At 45.7% G+C, this 16,497-nt stretch carries 11 protein-coding genes, 8 tRNA genes and 1 riboswitch; of the genes, 3 read left to right on the top strand and 16 right to left on the bottom strand.

Annotation, left to right across the window (positions count from 1 at the left end; all coding sequences use genetic code 11):
• Positions 1-17: 17 nt before the first annotated feature.
• From rpoB to CES79_RS01335, 15 genes are all read right to left on the bottom strand, one after another.
• The gene (gene rpoB / locus CES79_RS01405; RefSeq protein ID WP_170173484.1) at positions 18-3,629 is read right to left on the bottom strand and encodes a DNA-directed RNA polymerase subunit beta; all 3,612 of its coding nucleotides are present in this window, start codon (positions 3,627-3,629) and stop codon (positions 18-20) included.
• A gap of 351 nt (positions 3,630-3,980) precedes the next feature.
• Positions 3,981-6,467, bottom strand: a complete 2,487-nt coding sequence (locus CES79_RS01400; protein ID WP_089136092.1) for an ATP-dependent Clp protease ATP-binding subunit — start codon at positions 6,465-6,467, stop codon at positions 3,981-3,983.
• 17 nt (positions 6,468-6,484) lie between these two features.
• A complete protein-coding gene (locus CES79_RS01395; protein ID WP_054653913.1) occupies positions 6,485-6,952 on the bottom strand; it encodes a CtsR family transcriptional regulator in 468 nt (155 codons plus the stop codon).
• Between the two features lie 337 nt (positions 6,953-7,289).
• Positions 7,290-7,363 (bottom strand) — tRNA-Pro (locus tag CES79_RS01390).
• Between the two features lie 24 nt (positions 7,364-7,387).
• Positions 7,388-7,461 (bottom strand) — tRNA-Arg (locus tag CES79_RS01385).
• 22 nt (positions 7,462-7,483) lie between these two features.
• Positions 7,484-7,569: transfer RNA gene (locus CES79_RS01380), tRNA-Leu, on the bottom strand.
• Between the two features lie 17 nt (positions 7,570-7,586).
• Positions 7,587-7,658 (bottom strand) — tRNA-Gly (locus CES79_RS01375).
• A gap of 4 nt (positions 7,659-7,662) precedes the next feature.
• Positions 7,663-7,735: transfer RNA gene (locus CES79_RS01370), tRNA-Thr, on the bottom strand.
• A gap of 33 nt (positions 7,736-7,768) precedes the next feature.
• Positions 7,769-7,850 (bottom strand) — tRNA-Leu (locus CES79_RS01365).
• Positions 7,851-7,867: 17 nt separating this feature from the next.
• A tRNA-Lys gene (locus CES79_RS01360) sits at positions 7,868-7,940 on the bottom strand.
• Between the two features lie 2 nt (positions 7,941-7,942).
• Positions 7,943-8,015: transfer RNA gene (locus CES79_RS01355), tRNA-Val, on the bottom strand.
• Positions 8,016-8,451: 436 nt separating this feature from the next.
• The gene (gene serS, locus CES79_RS01350; RefSeq protein ID WP_089136091.1) at positions 8,452-9,726 is read right to left on the bottom strand and encodes a serine--tRNA ligase; all 1,275 of its coding nucleotides are present in this window, start codon (positions 9,724-9,726) and stop codon (positions 8,452-8,454) included.
• Positions 9,727-10,001: 275 nt separating this feature from the next.
• Positions 10,002-10,640, bottom strand: coding sequence for a deoxynucleoside kinase (locus CES79_RS01345; RefSeq protein ID WP_089136090.1), 639 nt, complete (start codon positions 10,638-10,640; stop codon positions 10,002-10,004).
• Between the two features lie 201 nt (positions 10,641-10,841).
• Complete coding sequence (locus CES79_RS01340) at positions 10,842-12,317, bottom strand: amino acid permease (RefSeq protein WP_054653911.1); 1,476 nt, start codon at positions 12,315-12,317, stop codon at positions 10,842-10,844.
• An 84-nt stretch (positions 12,318-12,401) separates the two neighbouring features.
• Positions 12,402-12,579: riboswitch (Lysine riboswitch) on the bottom strand.
• A 43-nt stretch (positions 12,580-12,622) separates the two neighbouring features.
• On the bottom strand, positions 12,623-13,153 hold the full coding sequence (locus CES79_RS01335; RefSeq protein ID WP_054653909.1) for a GNAT family N-acetyltransferase: 531 nt from the start codon (positions 13,151-13,153) through the stop codon (positions 12,623-12,625).
• Between the two features lie 115 nt (positions 13,154-13,268).
• On the opposite strand from CES79_RS01335, the gene CES79_RS01330 reads away from it, so the two are divergent.
• A complete protein-coding gene (locus tag CES79_RS01330) occupies positions 13,269-14,069 on the top strand; it encodes a lp_1002 family arylesterase (protein WP_089136089.1) in 801 nt (266 codons plus the stop codon).
• Between the two features lie 126 nt (positions 14,070-14,195).
• Here the strand turns inward: CES79_RS01330 and CES79_RS01325 are convergent, their stop codons facing one another.
• On the bottom strand, positions 14,196-14,861 hold the full coding sequence (locus CES79_RS01325; RefSeq protein ID WP_054653907.1) for a phosphatase PAP2 family protein: 666 nt from the start codon (positions 14,859-14,861) through the stop codon (positions 14,196-14,198).
• A 221-nt stretch (positions 14,862-15,082) separates the two neighbouring features.
• On the opposite strand from CES79_RS01325, the gene CES79_RS01320 reads away from it, so the two are divergent.
• Together CES79_RS01320 and CES79_RS01315 are read left to right on the top strand one after the other, a co-directional pair.
• Complete coding sequence (locus tag CES79_RS01320) at positions 15,083-15,925, top strand: sulfite exporter TauE/SafE family protein (RefSeq protein WP_054654041.1); 843 nt, start codon at positions 15,083-15,085, stop codon at positions 15,923-15,925.
• 4 nt (positions 15,926-15,929) lie between these two features.
• Entirely contained in the window at positions 15,930-16,319 is a 390-nt protein-coding gene (locus CES79_RS01315) for a DUF1634 domain-containing protein (protein ID WP_054653905.1), read from the top strand.
• Positions 16,320-16,497: the final 178 nt, after the last annotated feature.

Here is a 16,497-nt window from a genome sequence, read left to right as displayed (position 1 = left end):
GATCGACCTCCCTTTAATTAATCCTTAGCGTTAGTGTCAGCTTCATCAGTTTTGGCTGCTTGAGCGGCTTTAGCCTCAGTAGCCTTCTTTTGTTCCTTTTGCTGTTCCGCGAATTTACTCAAAGCGTCAACGTTTACCACGTCGTCATCTTCGTCATCCATGTCGCGTAACTCGATTTCTTTGTTATCAGAGCCTAAGACCTTCATGTCCAGACCCAGTGATTGTAATTCCTTAACCAACACACGGAAGGATTCAGGAACCCCTGGCTTAGGAATTGGTTCACCCTTGACAATGGCTTCGTAAGTCTTAACACGGCCAACAACGTCATCTGACTTGTAAGTCAAGATCTCTTGCAGGGTGTAAGCAGCACCATAAGCTTCAAGTGCCCAAACTTCCATTTCACCAAACCGTTGGCCACCAAATTGTGCTTTACCACCAAGTGGCTGTTGGGTAACTAATGAGTAAGGTCCGATCGAACGTGCATGGATCTTATCGTCAACCATATGGGCCAGCTTCATGTAGTGCATAACCCCAACGGCAATTCGTTTGTCAAATGGTTCACCGGTACGGCCATCATACAAAACGGTCTTGGCATCATCAGCCATACCCGCTTCCTTAACAGCAGCCCAGATATCTTCATCTCGCGCACCATCAAAAACAGGGGTTGAAATGTGGATACCCAGTTTACGAGCAGCCATTCCTAAATGCAGTTCCAAAACTTGACCGATGTTCATCCGTGAAGGCACACCCATTGGGCTCAGCATGATATCGATTGGGGTACCATCTGGCATGTATGGCATATCTTCTTGAGGGATAACAACGGAAACCGTCCCCTTGTTACCATGACGGCCGGACATCTTGTCACCCACTTGTAACTTACGCTTTTGGGCGATGTAAACTCGAACCATCATGTTAACACCAGGTGATAATTCATCACCGTTTTCACGGGTGAAGATGCGGACGTTTTGAATAATGCCGCCACCACCATGAGGCACCTTAAGTGAAGTATCACGAACTTCACGGGCCTTTTCACCAAAGATCGCATGCAGCAAACGTTCCTCAGCTGATAATTCAGTGACACCCTTAGGCGTTACTTTACCAACCAGAATGTCACCATCATGGACTTCAGCACCGATCCGGATAATGCCTTCTTCGTCAAGGTTCTTAAGTGCATCTTCCCCAACGTTAGGAATTTCACGAGAAATTTCTTCAGGGCCAAGTTTAGTATCACGCGCTTCTGATTCGTACTCTTCAATATGAATTGAAGTGTAAACATCGTCAGTCACTAATCGTTCACTAATAGCGATAGCATCTTCGAAGTTGTAACCTTGCCAAGTCATGAAGGCAACTAATGGGTTTTGGCCTAATGCCAATTCGCCATCTTCCATTGATGGGCCATCAGCCAACACTTCGTCTGGATCGACCTTATCGCCGACTTTAACGATTGGACGTTGGTTGTAGTTCTTACCACCGTTAGAACGTTGGAACTTCATTAACTTGTAGTTATCTAATGCACCGTCTTCGCGACGAACACGAATACCACGGGCATCAACGTATTCAACTGTCCCTGGGTGCTTGCAAAGCAAGGCAACACCAGAGTCATGAGCAGCTTTGTATTCAATCCCAGTACCGATCAATGGCGAATGAGGATCAAGCAATGGAACGGCTTGACGCATCATGTTAGCACCCATTAACGCCCGGTTTGAGTCATCATTTTCCAAGAAAGGAATGCAGGCCGTAGCGACCGAGACAACTTGCTTAGGCGAAACGTCCATGTAATCGACGTTTTCGATACCAGTTTCAATGTTTTCTGACTTTGCACGGGCCATAACCAAATTATTAACGAATGAACCATCGTCGTTCAATGGTGAGTTAGCTTGTGCAACAACGAAATTATCTTCTTCATCAGCAGTCAGGTAATCAATCTTGTTGGTAACCTTATGCGTTGTCCATGAAACACGACGGTATGGCGTTTCAATAAAGCCGTACTTGTTGATCCGGGCATAAGAAGACAGACTGTTGATCAGTCCAATGTTAGGCCCTTCAGGGGTTTCAATTGGGCACATCCGGCCGTAATGCGTATAGTGCACATCACGAACTTCATAACCGGCACGGTCACGAGTCAAACCACCAGGTCCAAGGGCTGAAAGACGACGCTTATGCGTTAATTCACCCAAGGGGTTGGTTTGATCCATGAATTGTGACAGTTGTGATGAACCGAAGAATTCTTTGATCGACGCAACCACTGGCCGAATATTGATCAGCTGTTGTGGTGTAACGGTCGAAGCATCCTGAATTGACATCCGTTCACGAACGACCCGTTCCATCCGGGATAAACCAATTCTAAATTGGTTCTGCAGTAATTCACCAACAGAACGAATTCGACGGTTACCCAAGTGATCAATATCATCGGTGTCGCCAATACCATCTTGTAGATCAAAGAAGTAGTTGACCGCAGCTAAGATATCAGCGGGTTTAATGTGTTTCCATTTCAAATCAATGTGACCATTACCAATCACTGGAATAGCACGTTCTGGATCATCAGGTGATTGCACCATGATGGTCTGCAGAACAACTGGCTCAGTGACCACCGCTTCGTCTGAAGGCGTGTAAGTAACCGTCTTAAAGTCGTCGCGGTCAAGGTATGGTGTTAAGGTCTTCAAACGATCCTTATCGATCACATCACCCTTTTGTGCCAAAACTTCACCAGTATCTGGATCAGCTAAGGTTTCAGCCAACGTCAAACCAAGTAACCGGTTCTTTAAGACCAGCTTCTTGTTTGTCTTGTAACGGCCAACGGGTGCCATATCGTAACGCTTTGGATCGAAGAAACGAGCTGTCAAAAGACTCCGTGATGAATCAGCAGTCTTAGGTTCACCTGGACGTAGACGTTCGTAAATGTCCTTTAAGGCTTCTTCAACACGTGAATCTTCGCTGTTTTTATGAACATCCTTTTCCAAGGTTGACATCAGACTGTCGTTATCACCGTACATCTTGATGATTTCGTCATCAGAACCGAAGCCTAAGGCCCGAACTAATTCAGTCATTGGGATCTTACGAGTCCGGTCGATCCGGACGTAAGACAAGCCCTTAGCATCAGTTTCGAATTCCAGCCAAGCACCCCGGTTAGGAATGACAGTGGCACCGTAGACTGTGCGGCCGTTCTTGTCAGTTTCTTTAGTATAATAAACACCAGGGGAACGTACTAATTGAGAAACGATAACCCGTTCGGCACCGTTAATAATAAACGTCCCTTGTTCCGTCATCAGTGGAAAATCGCCGAAGAAAACATCTTGGGATTTAATTTCACCAGTCTCATGATTGGTTAACCGTAAAGTGACATGTAATGGTGCCGAGAAGTTGGCATCGTGCTCTCTTGCTTCGTCAACGGTATATTTTGGTTCCAGCAACTGGTAATCAACGAACTCTAATGAAAGATTTCCCTGGAAATCTTCGATGGGCATAATGTCATCGAACATATCCTTAAGGCCTTCATCTAAAAACCATTGGTACGAATTCTTTTGGATTTCAATCAAGTTAGGGAGATCCAAAACTTCCTTAATTCGTGCATAGCTTCGTCGGGTCCGGTGCTTGCCATATTTAACCAAGTGTCCTGCCAAGTTGTTCACCTCTCCATTTTATTCAGCGAACTGAGCCATATATTACAGTTTGATTACATTTTCAATGAAAACGTATTCTCACCGGTTTTTTGGCAAAAAAAATCCAAAAATAAGAAAGCAACTTCTTACTTTTGGTTTTATAAGAGCCGTTACGGACAATAGATCGCAACGCCTCATTTCAGTTCACAGTTACATACTGCAAATAGTATACCTGCTGTCCATGAAATTGTCAACAGATTATCCCTCACTATCCCTTCTAGTAGGCTGTCTCATATTTTACCTCCCAAATTATGACGCTATTCAAAAAGTAGCCTGATGACGCCATTAAGAATGACGGTCATCAGGCTACTTTAGATTGATTTACTTACTGCCAACGGTTTCGTTGGTTTTGGGTTCTGTCTTTTCTGGTTGTTTAACGTTTAAGGTAATCTTGCCGTGACTGGCGCCTAAGGTCACCATGTTGCCCGTCTGAATTTCACCAGACAGCATTGCTTCACTTAAGCGGTCTTCAACCTTGGTCTGCAGTGCCCGCCGAATTGGCCGTGCACCGTATTCAGGATCAAAGCCAGCATCAGCAATGACATCAATAGCGGCTGGCGTCACCTTGATATCAATGCCCTGGTCCTTCACCCGATCAATGACGATCTTAGCCATTAATTTGACGATCTGGTGAAGCTCCTTCTTCTTCAGGCTGTGGAAGATCACCACTTCATCGATCCGGTTCAAGAACTCTGGCCGGAAGGATTGCTTCAGCGATTCCTTAATGGTCTCAGCCATTGCGGTATAGTCGCCGCTCTTATCTTCGGCACCGAAGCCAACGGTCTTTTCATCCCGTAACCTAGTAGCACCAAGGTTAGAAGTCATGATCAAAATGGTATTTCTGAAGTCGACCTTACGTCCCTTGGAATCGGTCAAGTAACCATCATCAAGAACTTGCAAAAGCAGGTTAAAGACATCTGGGTGAGCCTTTTCAACTTCATCAAATAAAACTACTGAGTAAGGCTTTTGACGTACCTTTTCAGTTAATTGACCACCTTCGTCATAGCCAACGTAGCCAGGGGCTGAACCGATCAAACGACTGGTTGAGTACTTCTCCATGTATTCACTCATGTCCACTCTGATCATGTTGTCTTCAGAGCCAAACATTGCTTCGGCTAAAGCCTTAGCAAGTTCCGTCTTCCCAACACCAGTTGGGCCTAGGAACATGAACGAACCAATTGGCCGGTTCGGATCTTTCAAGCCGGAACGCGCTCGCCGAATAGCTCGAGAAACCGCTGAAACGGCTTCTTCTTGGCCAACCACGCGTTTGTGCAAAATGCTTTCGAGGTTGACTAACCGTTCCTGTTCAGTCCGGTTAAGCTGCGTTGTTGGAATCCCAGTCCACTCTGAAACCACTTCAGCGACATCTTCGCCGGAAACGTTCAGACTGTACTTTTCACCAGATTCAGCCTGCTTTTCGGCCTTTTTATCCAGCTTGTCCTTCAAAGCAATTTCTTGCTCACGGATCTTAGCTGCTTCTTCAAACCGTTGGTCTAAAATTGCCGCTTCGCGCTGGTCAGAAAGATCTGATAATTTGGCTTCCTGCTTGGTCTGATTATTAGGCTTATCCATCAGGCTGACACGCACTTTAGCAGCCGCTTCATCCATCAAATCGATCGCCTTATCTGGTAAGTAACGATCCGTGATGTATCTCGTGGATAACTTAACAGCTTGATCCAATGCTTCATCACTAATGTTGGCCTTGTGGTGTTCCTCATAACGTGGACGCAGGCCCTTTAGGATCTGCAGGGTTTCATCTTCTGTCGGTTCATTAACTTGCACGGTCGCAAACCGCCGTTCCAGAGCCGCATCAGATTCAATGTACTTTTGGTATTCATCAAGGGTTGTTGCCCCAATGGTCTGCAGTTCGCCACGTGCTAATGCGGGCTTCAAAATGTTTGATGCATCAATGGCACCTTCAGCACCACCTGCACCGATCAAAGTGTGCAACTCATCAATGAAGAGAATGACTTCACCATCGTTGTAGATTTCTTCGATCACTTTCTTCAGGCGGTCTTCAAATTCACCACGGTACTTGGTACCCGCAACGAGTGAGCCCATATCTAAGGCCATCAGGCGTTTGTTTTGCATATCATCAGGGACATCACCCTTAACGATCCGTTGTGCTAAGCCTTCAGCAATCGCGGTTTTACCAACACCAGGTTCCCCGATTAACACGGGGTTATTTTTCGTTCGGCGACTCAGGATCTGAATGACCCGGCGAACTTCATTATCCCGGCCAACCGTTGGATCCATTCGGTCATCACGAGCTAACTGGGTCAGATCACGCGCCAGTGAGTCCAGGGTAGGTGTCCCACCCTGCTGCTTTCGGCCACGTTGATTGCGCCGTTTGTCTTGAGCTTCAGTCACACCCAGTTTCCGCAAGATCACTTTGCGCGCCTGTGCTAAGTCAATATTTAAATTCATCAAAATCCGTGAGGAAAGGATCGTTTCATCGCTTAATAAAGCCAGCAATAAGTGTTCGGTCCCAATCTTAGTAGCACCGATTCGCTTAGCTTCTTCACCAGCAACGGACAGCATGTCCTTGGCTTTTGGTGAGTATGGCAGATACGTATCCTTATCAACGTTGTTTAAAGTGCCATAACCGGTGAACCGTTCGATTTCTTCACGAACGTCATCTTCACTAATGGAGAATTGCTGCAAAACCTTATTAGCAATCCCATTTTTCTCAATCGTGAGTGCTAAAAGTAAGTGTTCTGTGCCAACAGCTTGGTGCTTAAAGTACTTCGCTTGTTCTTGGGCTAATGCCAAGACACTCTTTGCACTAGGGGTAAAAAGATTATCCATTTCAATTCCTCACTTTCTTAGCTCTCATAGCGTAGATGTTTCAAAATACTGACTAAAATACGCGCCCTCAAGCCGTTTTCATCCGCGCGGTTTTCCATCTGCAGGGTATCTTTGCTCATGATTGTGAGAATGATATTAGCCTCTCTTCTGCCAATCACACCACTTTCATAAAGGCCCTGAACAACGGCGTAACCATCGCGTTGCCCTATCGAATCGCCAATGGTTTCGATCAATGAGTCTAAAACATCGGTATCATCTAATAAATTAACCTTTTCGATTCGAATATAACCGCCACCGCCACGCTTACTCTCTACCAAATAACCATTGGATAGTGTAAAGCGGGTTTTAATGACATAATTGATTTGTGACGGTACCACATTGAACAAATCCGCAACTTCAGATCGGCGAATTTCCACGTGCTCCGTATCCGACAAAATTTCTTTCAAGTACTGCTCAATAATATCGGAAATATTTTGATTTTGCACGCTAATCCCTCCATTCACCAACTTAGCAATCATCTTTGACTAATGTTGACTTTCATTATACGAATGTTTGGTGAAAATGCAAAGGTTTAACCCTTAATTTGTCGCCTGAAATGCCAAATTTATTTTAATCGAGAAAGTTTCTTCCTATAATAAAGTTTTTAATACCTCACAACTAATCTTTTTGATGATTAACTGTACATATCTATTATAAAGCATTAGTCAACAAAACTCCCATTTAAACACCAGTTATCCTCTATTAGGTGCTTCTTTAGACAACAAAAAAGAGGCTATCATTGCTGATAACCTCTTCTCTAATGCGTTTCCGTTTGGACGATGATCGGGAAAACAGGATTTGAACCTGCGACCCCTACGTCCCGAACGTAGTGCTCTACCAAGCTGAGCTACTTCCCGTTTGCTGTTTGAAAACAACAAAAATGCACCCAGTAGGAGTCGAACCTACAACCTTCTGATTCGTAGTCAGACACTCTATCCAATTGCGCTATGGGTGCATAAAGCTATTAAATTAAAAAATGCCGAGGACCGGGATCGAACCGGTACGGTCATCACTGACCGCAGGATTTTAAGTCCTGTGCGTCTGCCAATTCCGCCACCCCGGCAGGAAATCAACGTAAAAAGCGGAAGACGGGATTCGAACCCGCGACCCCCACCATGGCAAGGTGATGTTCTACCACTGAACTACTTCCGCACAATGCCGACTAGAGGATTCGAACCTCCGACCTCCTCATTACTAGTGAGATGCTCTGCCAACTGAGCTAAGTCGGCGAAAGTGATGATACTATTTAGTTTTTAAACTAATGCGGGTGAAGGGACTCGAACCCCCACGTCGTAAGACACTAGAACCTAAATCTAGCGCGTCTGCCAGTTCCGCCACACCCGCATGGTGATCCTGGTTAATGAGCCGTGACAGTCTCGAACTGTCGACCCTCTGATTAAAAGTCAGATGCTCTACCAACTGAGCTAACGGCTCAATGGAGGATACAGGGCTCGAACCTGTGACCCTCTGCTTGTAAGGCAGACGCTCTCCCAACTGAGCTAATCCTCCATGATGCTCAAAAGGTGAACAATTACGATCGACCTCTTTGAAACAACTATTATAGTTTATCATTCAGCCCATTGGCTGTCAACAACTTTTTTTAAGTTGTTGAATAGTTATTCAGAGCAATATGTCCTGTGTTTCAACTGCAAGAACTATATTACACGTCTTTTCTCAAAAAAGCTACCCCTTTTTCAAATTTCTTTAAACTATTTTAGAATGGGGGTTAGGCGCTACCGGTGGTTCCCCGTTAACTTTCAGGATTCCACTCAGTTTAACTTTCCCACTAGCGTTTATTTTATAAACCCAGCAATTAAGTCAATGTATAAGTTATCTATTTAACTTCATAAAAATGTATTTAAACGCCTTTACGCTATCAAAATAGCCGGCAACCAGTCAAAATCAACTGGTTACCGGCTATTAAAACTGTCTTTACGACGCTTGATTACTCTTTAACGATCTTCGTCTGACCGCCCATGTATGGCTGTAAGACTTTAGGAATATCAACCGTGCCATCAGCATTTTGATAGTTCTCTAAAATGGCAGCTACGGTTCGGCCAACTGCCAGCCCAGAACCGTTCAAGGTGTGCACATACTGCAGCTTGCCGTTGTCATCACGGTACTGGATGTGGGCCCGACGAGCTTGGAAATCGGTACAGTTTGAACAGCTGGAAATTTCACGGTACTTGTCTTGGTACGGTAGCCAAACTTCCAAATCATGAGTCATGGCTGCGGTAAAGCTCATGTCACTGGTGGTCAACGTGATCACATGATGCGCAATGCCCAACTTCTTCAGCAGATCTTCAGCATGGTTAGTCATCGTTTCCAAGGCATCCCATGATTCATCGGGCTTTGTAAATTGGACCATTTCAACCTTGTTAAATTGATGCAGCCGAATAAGCCCACGGGTATCACGGCCGGCACTCCCCGCTTCAGAACGGAAGGCCGGTGTCAGTGCGGTAAACTTCACGGGTAACTTCTCGGTGTCGATCACATCGTCACGGTAGTAGTTGACCAATGGCACTTCGGCAGTCGGGATCAGGGTCTCATCCGCTTCTTTTAACGAGTAAACGTCTTCGGTAAACTTCGGGAATTGACCAGTCCCAAACATGGAAGCACTATTGACCATGTAGGGTGGCAAGACTTCAGTATAGCCGGCCTTTTCATTTTCGTCTAAGAAGAAATTATACAGTGCCCGTTCCAGACGTGCACCCTGGCCGATGTAGTACAGAAAACGGCTGCCAGAAACCTTAGCACCGCGTTCAAAGTCTAAAATGCCCAGCGCTTCACCGATTTCCCAGTGTGACTTCGGCTTAAAGTCAAAGCTGGGAATATCGCCCCACTTCCGCAGTTCAACGGAACCGTCTTCGGTCAAGCCGACCGGCACGTTATCGTTAGGAATGTTTGGCAGTCTTGACGCTTTATCGTGAACTTCTTCAGCAATGGTCGTGAGCTGGTCATCCATGGCTTTAATGTCAGCACTCACCTGTTTCATCTGGGTGATCTTGTCTGCTGCATCCTCTTTGTTACGCTTTAATTGTGAAATTTCATCGGAAACCTGGTTACGGGTTGCCTTCATGGTTTCACTTTTAACGATCAAGTCACGCCGCTTTTGATCAGCAGCTAATAGATCGTCAATTTCTGCGGCCTCAACACCACGGGTAGCCAGCTTTTCCTTAACAAAGTCGGTTTCATTACGTACTAATTTTAAATCAATCATAATACTGCTCCTCTCATTTTTTTGGCCCGCAAAAAAAGCTTCCGCCCCAAAAATTGGGACGAAAGCTCGCGGTACCACCCAAGTTTGCAGCCTAACTGCACACTCAACATCGGTAACGGCGATCAACCGTACAGGATTAACTGTCCGCTTTCATGTACTGGAGTTTCGATGAACGGATTCCACTAGCCCGTCTCTCTGAACATCTACTTAAAGGCACATTGCGTTTTGTAATTGCATTCATTGTAAAATATTTAGCCCCTAAAAGCAACTCAGGGTTACAGATTTAATTCGGCAATCTTTTGGTCGACCATTGAAAGGACCTTTTTTTGCGCACCGGTGTCTTCAACAAAATCAAATTCATCACCGTTGATCTGCATCTTAGGTGACTTATCATAATTCTGATACCAGTTCACGTAACGGGCATCCAACGTCTTGTAGTAGTCGTACAATTCCGGATCCTTATCGATCTGTTCGTATGAGCGGCCCCGCTTCTTGATCCGCGTCAGCATCGTATCAAACGAAATGTTAATGTGGATCAGCAGGTCGGGGTTCTTCTTTTCCTTAGTATCTGGTAACTCCTGCATCATGTTTTGAAGGAGAGAATTATAAATATCAGATTCAGTCTGGGTTGCGCGGCCCAAATCAGCGTTTAGCTTGAACAATAGTGAATCTTCAAAAATCGACCGGTCCAAAACGGATTCATCGTCTTTAGAAGCTGCTTTGATACTATCTAGGCGCTTATTGAGGAAGTAGATCTGCAGTAAGAAGCCGTATTTTTTAGGATTCTTGTAGAATAACGGTAAAATTTCGTTATCCTCGACTGATTCATAAAAAGCTGGTTTGTTTAAGTGTTGCGCAAGTAAGTGGGTTAAGCTGGTTTTCCCAGCCCCGATGGTTCCTGAAAGTACGATCATTGATAATTTCTCCTTTAATCTCAAAAGTCAGTACTTCATATTGTATCATGGCTGACCGCAAATGCAATATGTTGGGGGTAATTTACATACTAGTGATCATTTACACAGCATTTAATATAAAAAGAACGCGACCTTCAGCCAATAAACTGACTAAAAATCACGTTCTTGCTCACTATTTAAAAGACATTTTTTAACTTAAGCCTATTTAGTATCGACATCTTCCTGATGCTTATGCGGTGTCACATCCACTTTATCCAGCGGAATAATACCAGTATGGTACTTGATCTTATACCAGAAGAACAGGATGAAGAACAGTGGCACACTCAGATAAGTTACCCCAATCTGCTTCCAGTCAAAGTGAACGAAGGCTGATGGGTTTTGGCCGATAATCACTAAGATACACAAAACAAACGCTAAGATCGGACCAAATGGGAACCACTTGGCATGGTACTTTAATTCAGACAACTGATGGCCCTGCTTAACAAAGGCACGTCGGAAGCGGAAGTGAGAAATCGCAATTCCCACCCAAGCAATAAACCCGGTTAAACCAGATGCAGCAATCAGCCAAGAATAGACTTCTGGGCCGGCAATACTGGTGATAAAGGCAATCGCACCAACAATCGTGGTAGCGACTTGGGCCCGCAAAGGCACCCCGTTTTTAGTGGTATGTTCAAAATACTTCGGTGCAAAATCGTCCAGTGCTAGTGAATATAACATCCGTGACGAAGCATACATCCCCGAATTAGCGGCGGAAATAACCGAGGTCAGGATAACGGCGTTCATGACACTGGCCGCTGCGGCTAACCCTGCCCGTTCAAAGACTAAGGTAAAGGGACTGATCGCAATATCACTGGCTGAAGACCCCAGCAGTTTCGGACTAGTGTAAGGAATTAAGCAGGCAATGACAAAGATTGCTAAAATGTAGAACAGTAAAATCCGCCAGAACACTTGGTTGATCGCCTTTGGGACACTCTTTTCAGGAGTGGCTGATTCACCGGCAGTAATGCCGACTAGTTCAGTTCCTTGGAACGAGAACCCGGCAACAACGAAGACGCTTAAGATAGCTGGCACACCACCAACAAATGGGGCTTTCTTATAGGTAAAGTTCGAAAGACCGGTTGCGTGGCCACCCATGATACCAAAGATCGTTGCAAAACCAACGATCAAGAAGATAACGACGGTGACGACTTTGATCATGGCCATCCAATATTCGGTTTCACCGAAGGCTTTAACGGTCAGCGCGTTGATCATAAAAATCATCACTAAAATGATCGTACTCCAGATCCAGCCGGGCACATTTGGTAACCAGAATTTCATGACTAACGCCGCCGTACTAATATCCACGGCTAACGTAATTGCCCAGTTAAACCAATAGTTCCAGCCCATCGCAAAGCCTAAAGCCGGATCAACATACTTGGTTGAGTACGTTGCAAACGATCCTGATACTGGCATGTTGGTTGCCATTTCACCCAAGGAAGTCATTAAGAAATAGACCATGATTCCTAGGGCAACGTAGGCTAAGAGCCCACCACCAGGGCCCGCCGTTGAAATTGCTGACCCACTGGCAACGAATAGCCCGGTCCCAATACTACCGCCTAACGCGATCATTGAAAGGTGTCGGGTCTTGAGCGAACGCTTGACCTCGTTACCACCATTGCCACTTGTTTGATTCGCCATTACTTACACTCACTTTCCCTCTCATTTTTGCCAACAAAAAAGGCCGCCTGCAGCTTACCTGCGAGACGACCTAAGAGTCATTCTACCGTAGGAAGCTCTCCGCAACACATCGTTGCGACAGTTCCAGCCTTCTTAGGACTGGCCCCAGCTCCGCGTGTAATTAGCCACGGCGAGCTTCGGCAAATGACCCTTTTACTTTCAATCACAGAACCTAATCGTTCTCCTGAAAGCGACTCTTGTCATTCGCGCCTCTTCTTTTGATGCATTTAATACTAAACCGTTCCCACTTAAAATGCAAGCACGGTTTAGTTTGGCCGGTCTAACCGATAGATGATCTCAGTTTTGCCGGGTTGATAAATGGCATGAGCTGAATGGGTAAACTTGTCAACGTAATAAAACCCCAGATTTTCCAAAACCCGCTGTGAGCGCTGATTATCATCTAAGAAGCTGGCCCAGATCGTCTTTAGTAACTGCTGGTCAAACACCGTTTTGATCAAACTGGCAGCGGCTTCCGTCATAATGCCTTGGCCCCAGTACGCGCGGTTTAAGACGTATCCGATCTCCGCTGCATCCGCTTCCTGTTCCCCGTTCTGGCCAATTTTAGGGTAGAGCCCCACACTGCCGATCACGTGCTGTGTCAACGTTTCAACGATGGCAAACACCATTCCCTGTTTAATGGCCGTCTGTAACAAATAGGCCGCATCTGTCTTGTGGTGGGCATACTGAAAACCAGCTGCTTTAGCGTTTTTAGGATCACCAACGATTGCGAAATAGTCGTCCAGATCAGACTCGACAAACTGCCGAATCGTCAGCCGTTCTGTTTGAATATTAATCATCTATCAACCGTACCCTTTTTATCGGAGTCCAAAATGCGTTAAACTATTGTTACTGAATCTGATTTAACACACTGTTGGGTTAATTTAATTATAGATGACAATTAGGATGATGACTATGCAAATTGTTAAAGAATCACTTGGCGACGATACCGCCGCTTACTTACAAGGTTACTTAAGACAAACTGATCCCGATAACCCCGATCAAACCTACCCGGCAATTATTGTAGTTCCGGGGGGCTCTTACACCCACATTCCGGAACAGCAGTCGGAAACTTTGGCAATGGCGTTTGCTAACTTGGGCTACCAGGCCTTTTACCTGCGCTACAGCTTCGTGGCTGAAAAACAGCCGCTGCATCCGGCACCGTTAGTCGAATTAGGCAAATCGATGGCCCTATTAAGACAGCACGCTGCCGACTGGCTCATTGACCCTGAAAGCATCGCAATTGCCGGCTTTTCTGTCGGCGGTCATATCGTGGCCCTTTATAACGATTACTGGGCTTCAGAATGGTTAACTGACCAGGTTGGCACAACGGCGGATGAGCTGCAGCCGCAGGCGATTCTGCTAGGCTATCCGGTGATCAGCCCTAAACTGGGCTTTCCCACTAAAGACGGGGTACTGGCACAATGGGCTGATGATCCTGACGTTATCGCAGCCGATGAACACGTTAACGCGCACAATGCGCCAACCTTTATCTGGGCAACCGCGGACGATCCACTGGTCCCGTCAGCTAACAGTCTGGCCTACGCTAGTGCGTTAAATACCGCTCAAATTCCGATGGAACTGCACCTCTTCAATCACGGTCCCCATGGTCTGGCATTAGCTAACCATTTAACCGCTTGGAAGCGTGACGCCAACCAGCCGCACGTGGCCCATTGGCTGAAGCTCGCCGAAGAATGGCTAAACGCCACGTTGTAATATCGGCCTTAATTTGCTGAAAAATCGTACAACTAGCCGGTAAACCTCGGCTACATCAATCAAAAAACAGGCGAACAGTCAAGAAACGACTGCTCACCTGTTTTTCGTCTAATGCTTTCAGTAAAACTAATAGCTTGAACGATTCAATAATTTCACGTGTGCTAACTTCGGTGCTAGCCAGAGGTATAACCACTCGCTGATCTGCAACCAGGCATAGGCCAGCAGCATAGCGCCAATGGTGTCAGTTGGATAATGGGCGCCCAGATAGACCCGTGATAAGGCCAGTAAGATCAACCAGATGATCATCACGGTTCTCACTAAAATCGCCTGCCAGTCTTTTTTGATCATCGGCACCACCACGATCCAAAGAATGGCAATGATCAACGTCATCCCAAAAACGTGGCCGCTGGGAAAACTAAACCCGTTGTCACTTGCCAGGTGGCCAATTGGCCGCGGCCGCGCAACGATATGCTTAACTAACGTGGCGATCACGTCGCCGCCAATCAAGGTACCAAGTGCCCACAGTGCGGGAATCCGATACTTAAATCCCCACAGCAGAAAAGCAATGATCAGTACCCAGATGATGTCAAACGTGGGACTGCTCAGAGATGAAATGAGTTTCATCACCGCTTCTTTGGTGCCGGATTGATGTTTTTGAACGGCTTGAATGAGAACACTATCGATGAATTCCAGTAGTCCAGATTGTGCCATAACAACAGCCGCTAAAAAGACGAACAGTCCGCTACTGACTAATAAGCGAAACGGCCGATCTCGCTCTTTTTGAATAATCATTGTTACATCCTCCCAATATTAATAACGAATTGATACTGCGAAATTGAGTATAGCATACATTATCACATGCCTGATATTGGATTCGGATTGTTAGTAGAAAATTTAGAAATATCAGGGCAAAATTGTATCCGGATACACCCATTTTCGCATACCCAGAGTATCAAAAATATGCTAAAGTTGGTGAGGTGGATTTTACTAACGGTTCAAGAGAGGAATTTATCATGATTCAAACAATGTTAATAATGATGGGTGTCGGCCTATTTGCGGGAATTGCTGGTGCCATTCTCGGCCTGGGCGGCGGCATCATCATCACACCCGTACTGACGTTAATGATGGGCTTAGATATCAAGTATGCGATTGGTGCAAGTATCATCGCTGTGATTGCAACGAGTTCGGGATCCACAATTGCTTACCTAAAAGATGAAGTCTTAAACCTGCGAGTGGCCATGTTTCTGGAAATTGCGACAACCATTGGTGGGATCGCCGGGGCCTTGCTCACTGGCGTTCTGGATCCTAAGTATCTGTACCTCCTATTTGGTGCGCTGCTGGTCTTTTCCGGTTGGAACATGTGGCGTAAGTTAAGACGGGGCCAAGAAGCTTTGAATAACGTCAAGGCCGACCCCATTGCCACTAAATTAAAACTGAACGGCTCCTATTTCGATAAGGCCGAATTCAAACGCGTCGATTACCAAGTTGAACAAGTCCCCCAAGGCTTTCTGGTCATGCTGGGAGCTGGATTAGCGAGTGGAATGCTGGGTATCGGTTCAGGGGCCTTTAAAGTCACTGCTATGGATACCTTTATGAAAATGCCGCTAAAACCATCGTCTGCAACGAGTAATTTGATGATGGGTGTCACCGCCGCAGCCAGTGCCACCGTTTACTTCTTTAACGGGTCAATTTTACCCAATATTGCGGTACCGCTGGCATTGGGCATTTTAGTTGGTGCCGTCATCGGTTCACGAATCATGCAGGTGCTGCCGGCCCGTGTGATTCGGATGATCTTTATTCCGGTCATTTTATTTATTGGCCTGCAGATGCTGTATAAGGGAATCATTGGAGGTTAATCACATGGACAATCAATCACATCAAAATAGCGCAACTGAAAACGAAATGGACCATATTGAAGTGATCATTGGCCGCATCTTACAAATTGGCGTTGTGGTCGCTGCCATTATCATGCTGTTTGGCTTGATCCTGTTACTGGTTCATGACGGTAACGGCGGTTATCCAGTTGGCCATCAGCCAACCACCATCAGCGCAATTGCTGCCGGCACCGTGGCTTTAAAACCTTACGCGGTCATGATGGTCGGCATGTTCTGCTTGATTTTGACCCCGGTTTTACGCGTGGTTGTTTCCATTTACGCGTTCTATAAAGAACACGACACCCTCTACGTTTGGATCACGACCACCGTCTTAATCATTCTATGTATTAGTTTTATTATCGGTCATACTGTGTAAAAGGGAGCTGCACCATAGGCCCTATTGGTCAGTATTTCAATTGACCTCTTAACTGTAGACAGTAGAAAGATAACCATTTGTTTAATACTTCAATATAGCCTAATCATGCTCCAAAACTCAGATTACGGCCATTTAACCCAATAATGCCCATCCCGACAAAGTTCGCCGGAATGGGCAT

This window comes from Secundilactobacillus silagei JCM 19001 (assembly GCF_002217945.1).
Taxonomy (GTDB): domain Bacteria; phylum Bacillota; class Bacilli; order Lactobacillales; family Lactobacillaceae; genus Secundilactobacillus; species Secundilactobacillus silagei.
This window is presented reverse-complemented; position numbering and strand designations above follow the sequence as displayed.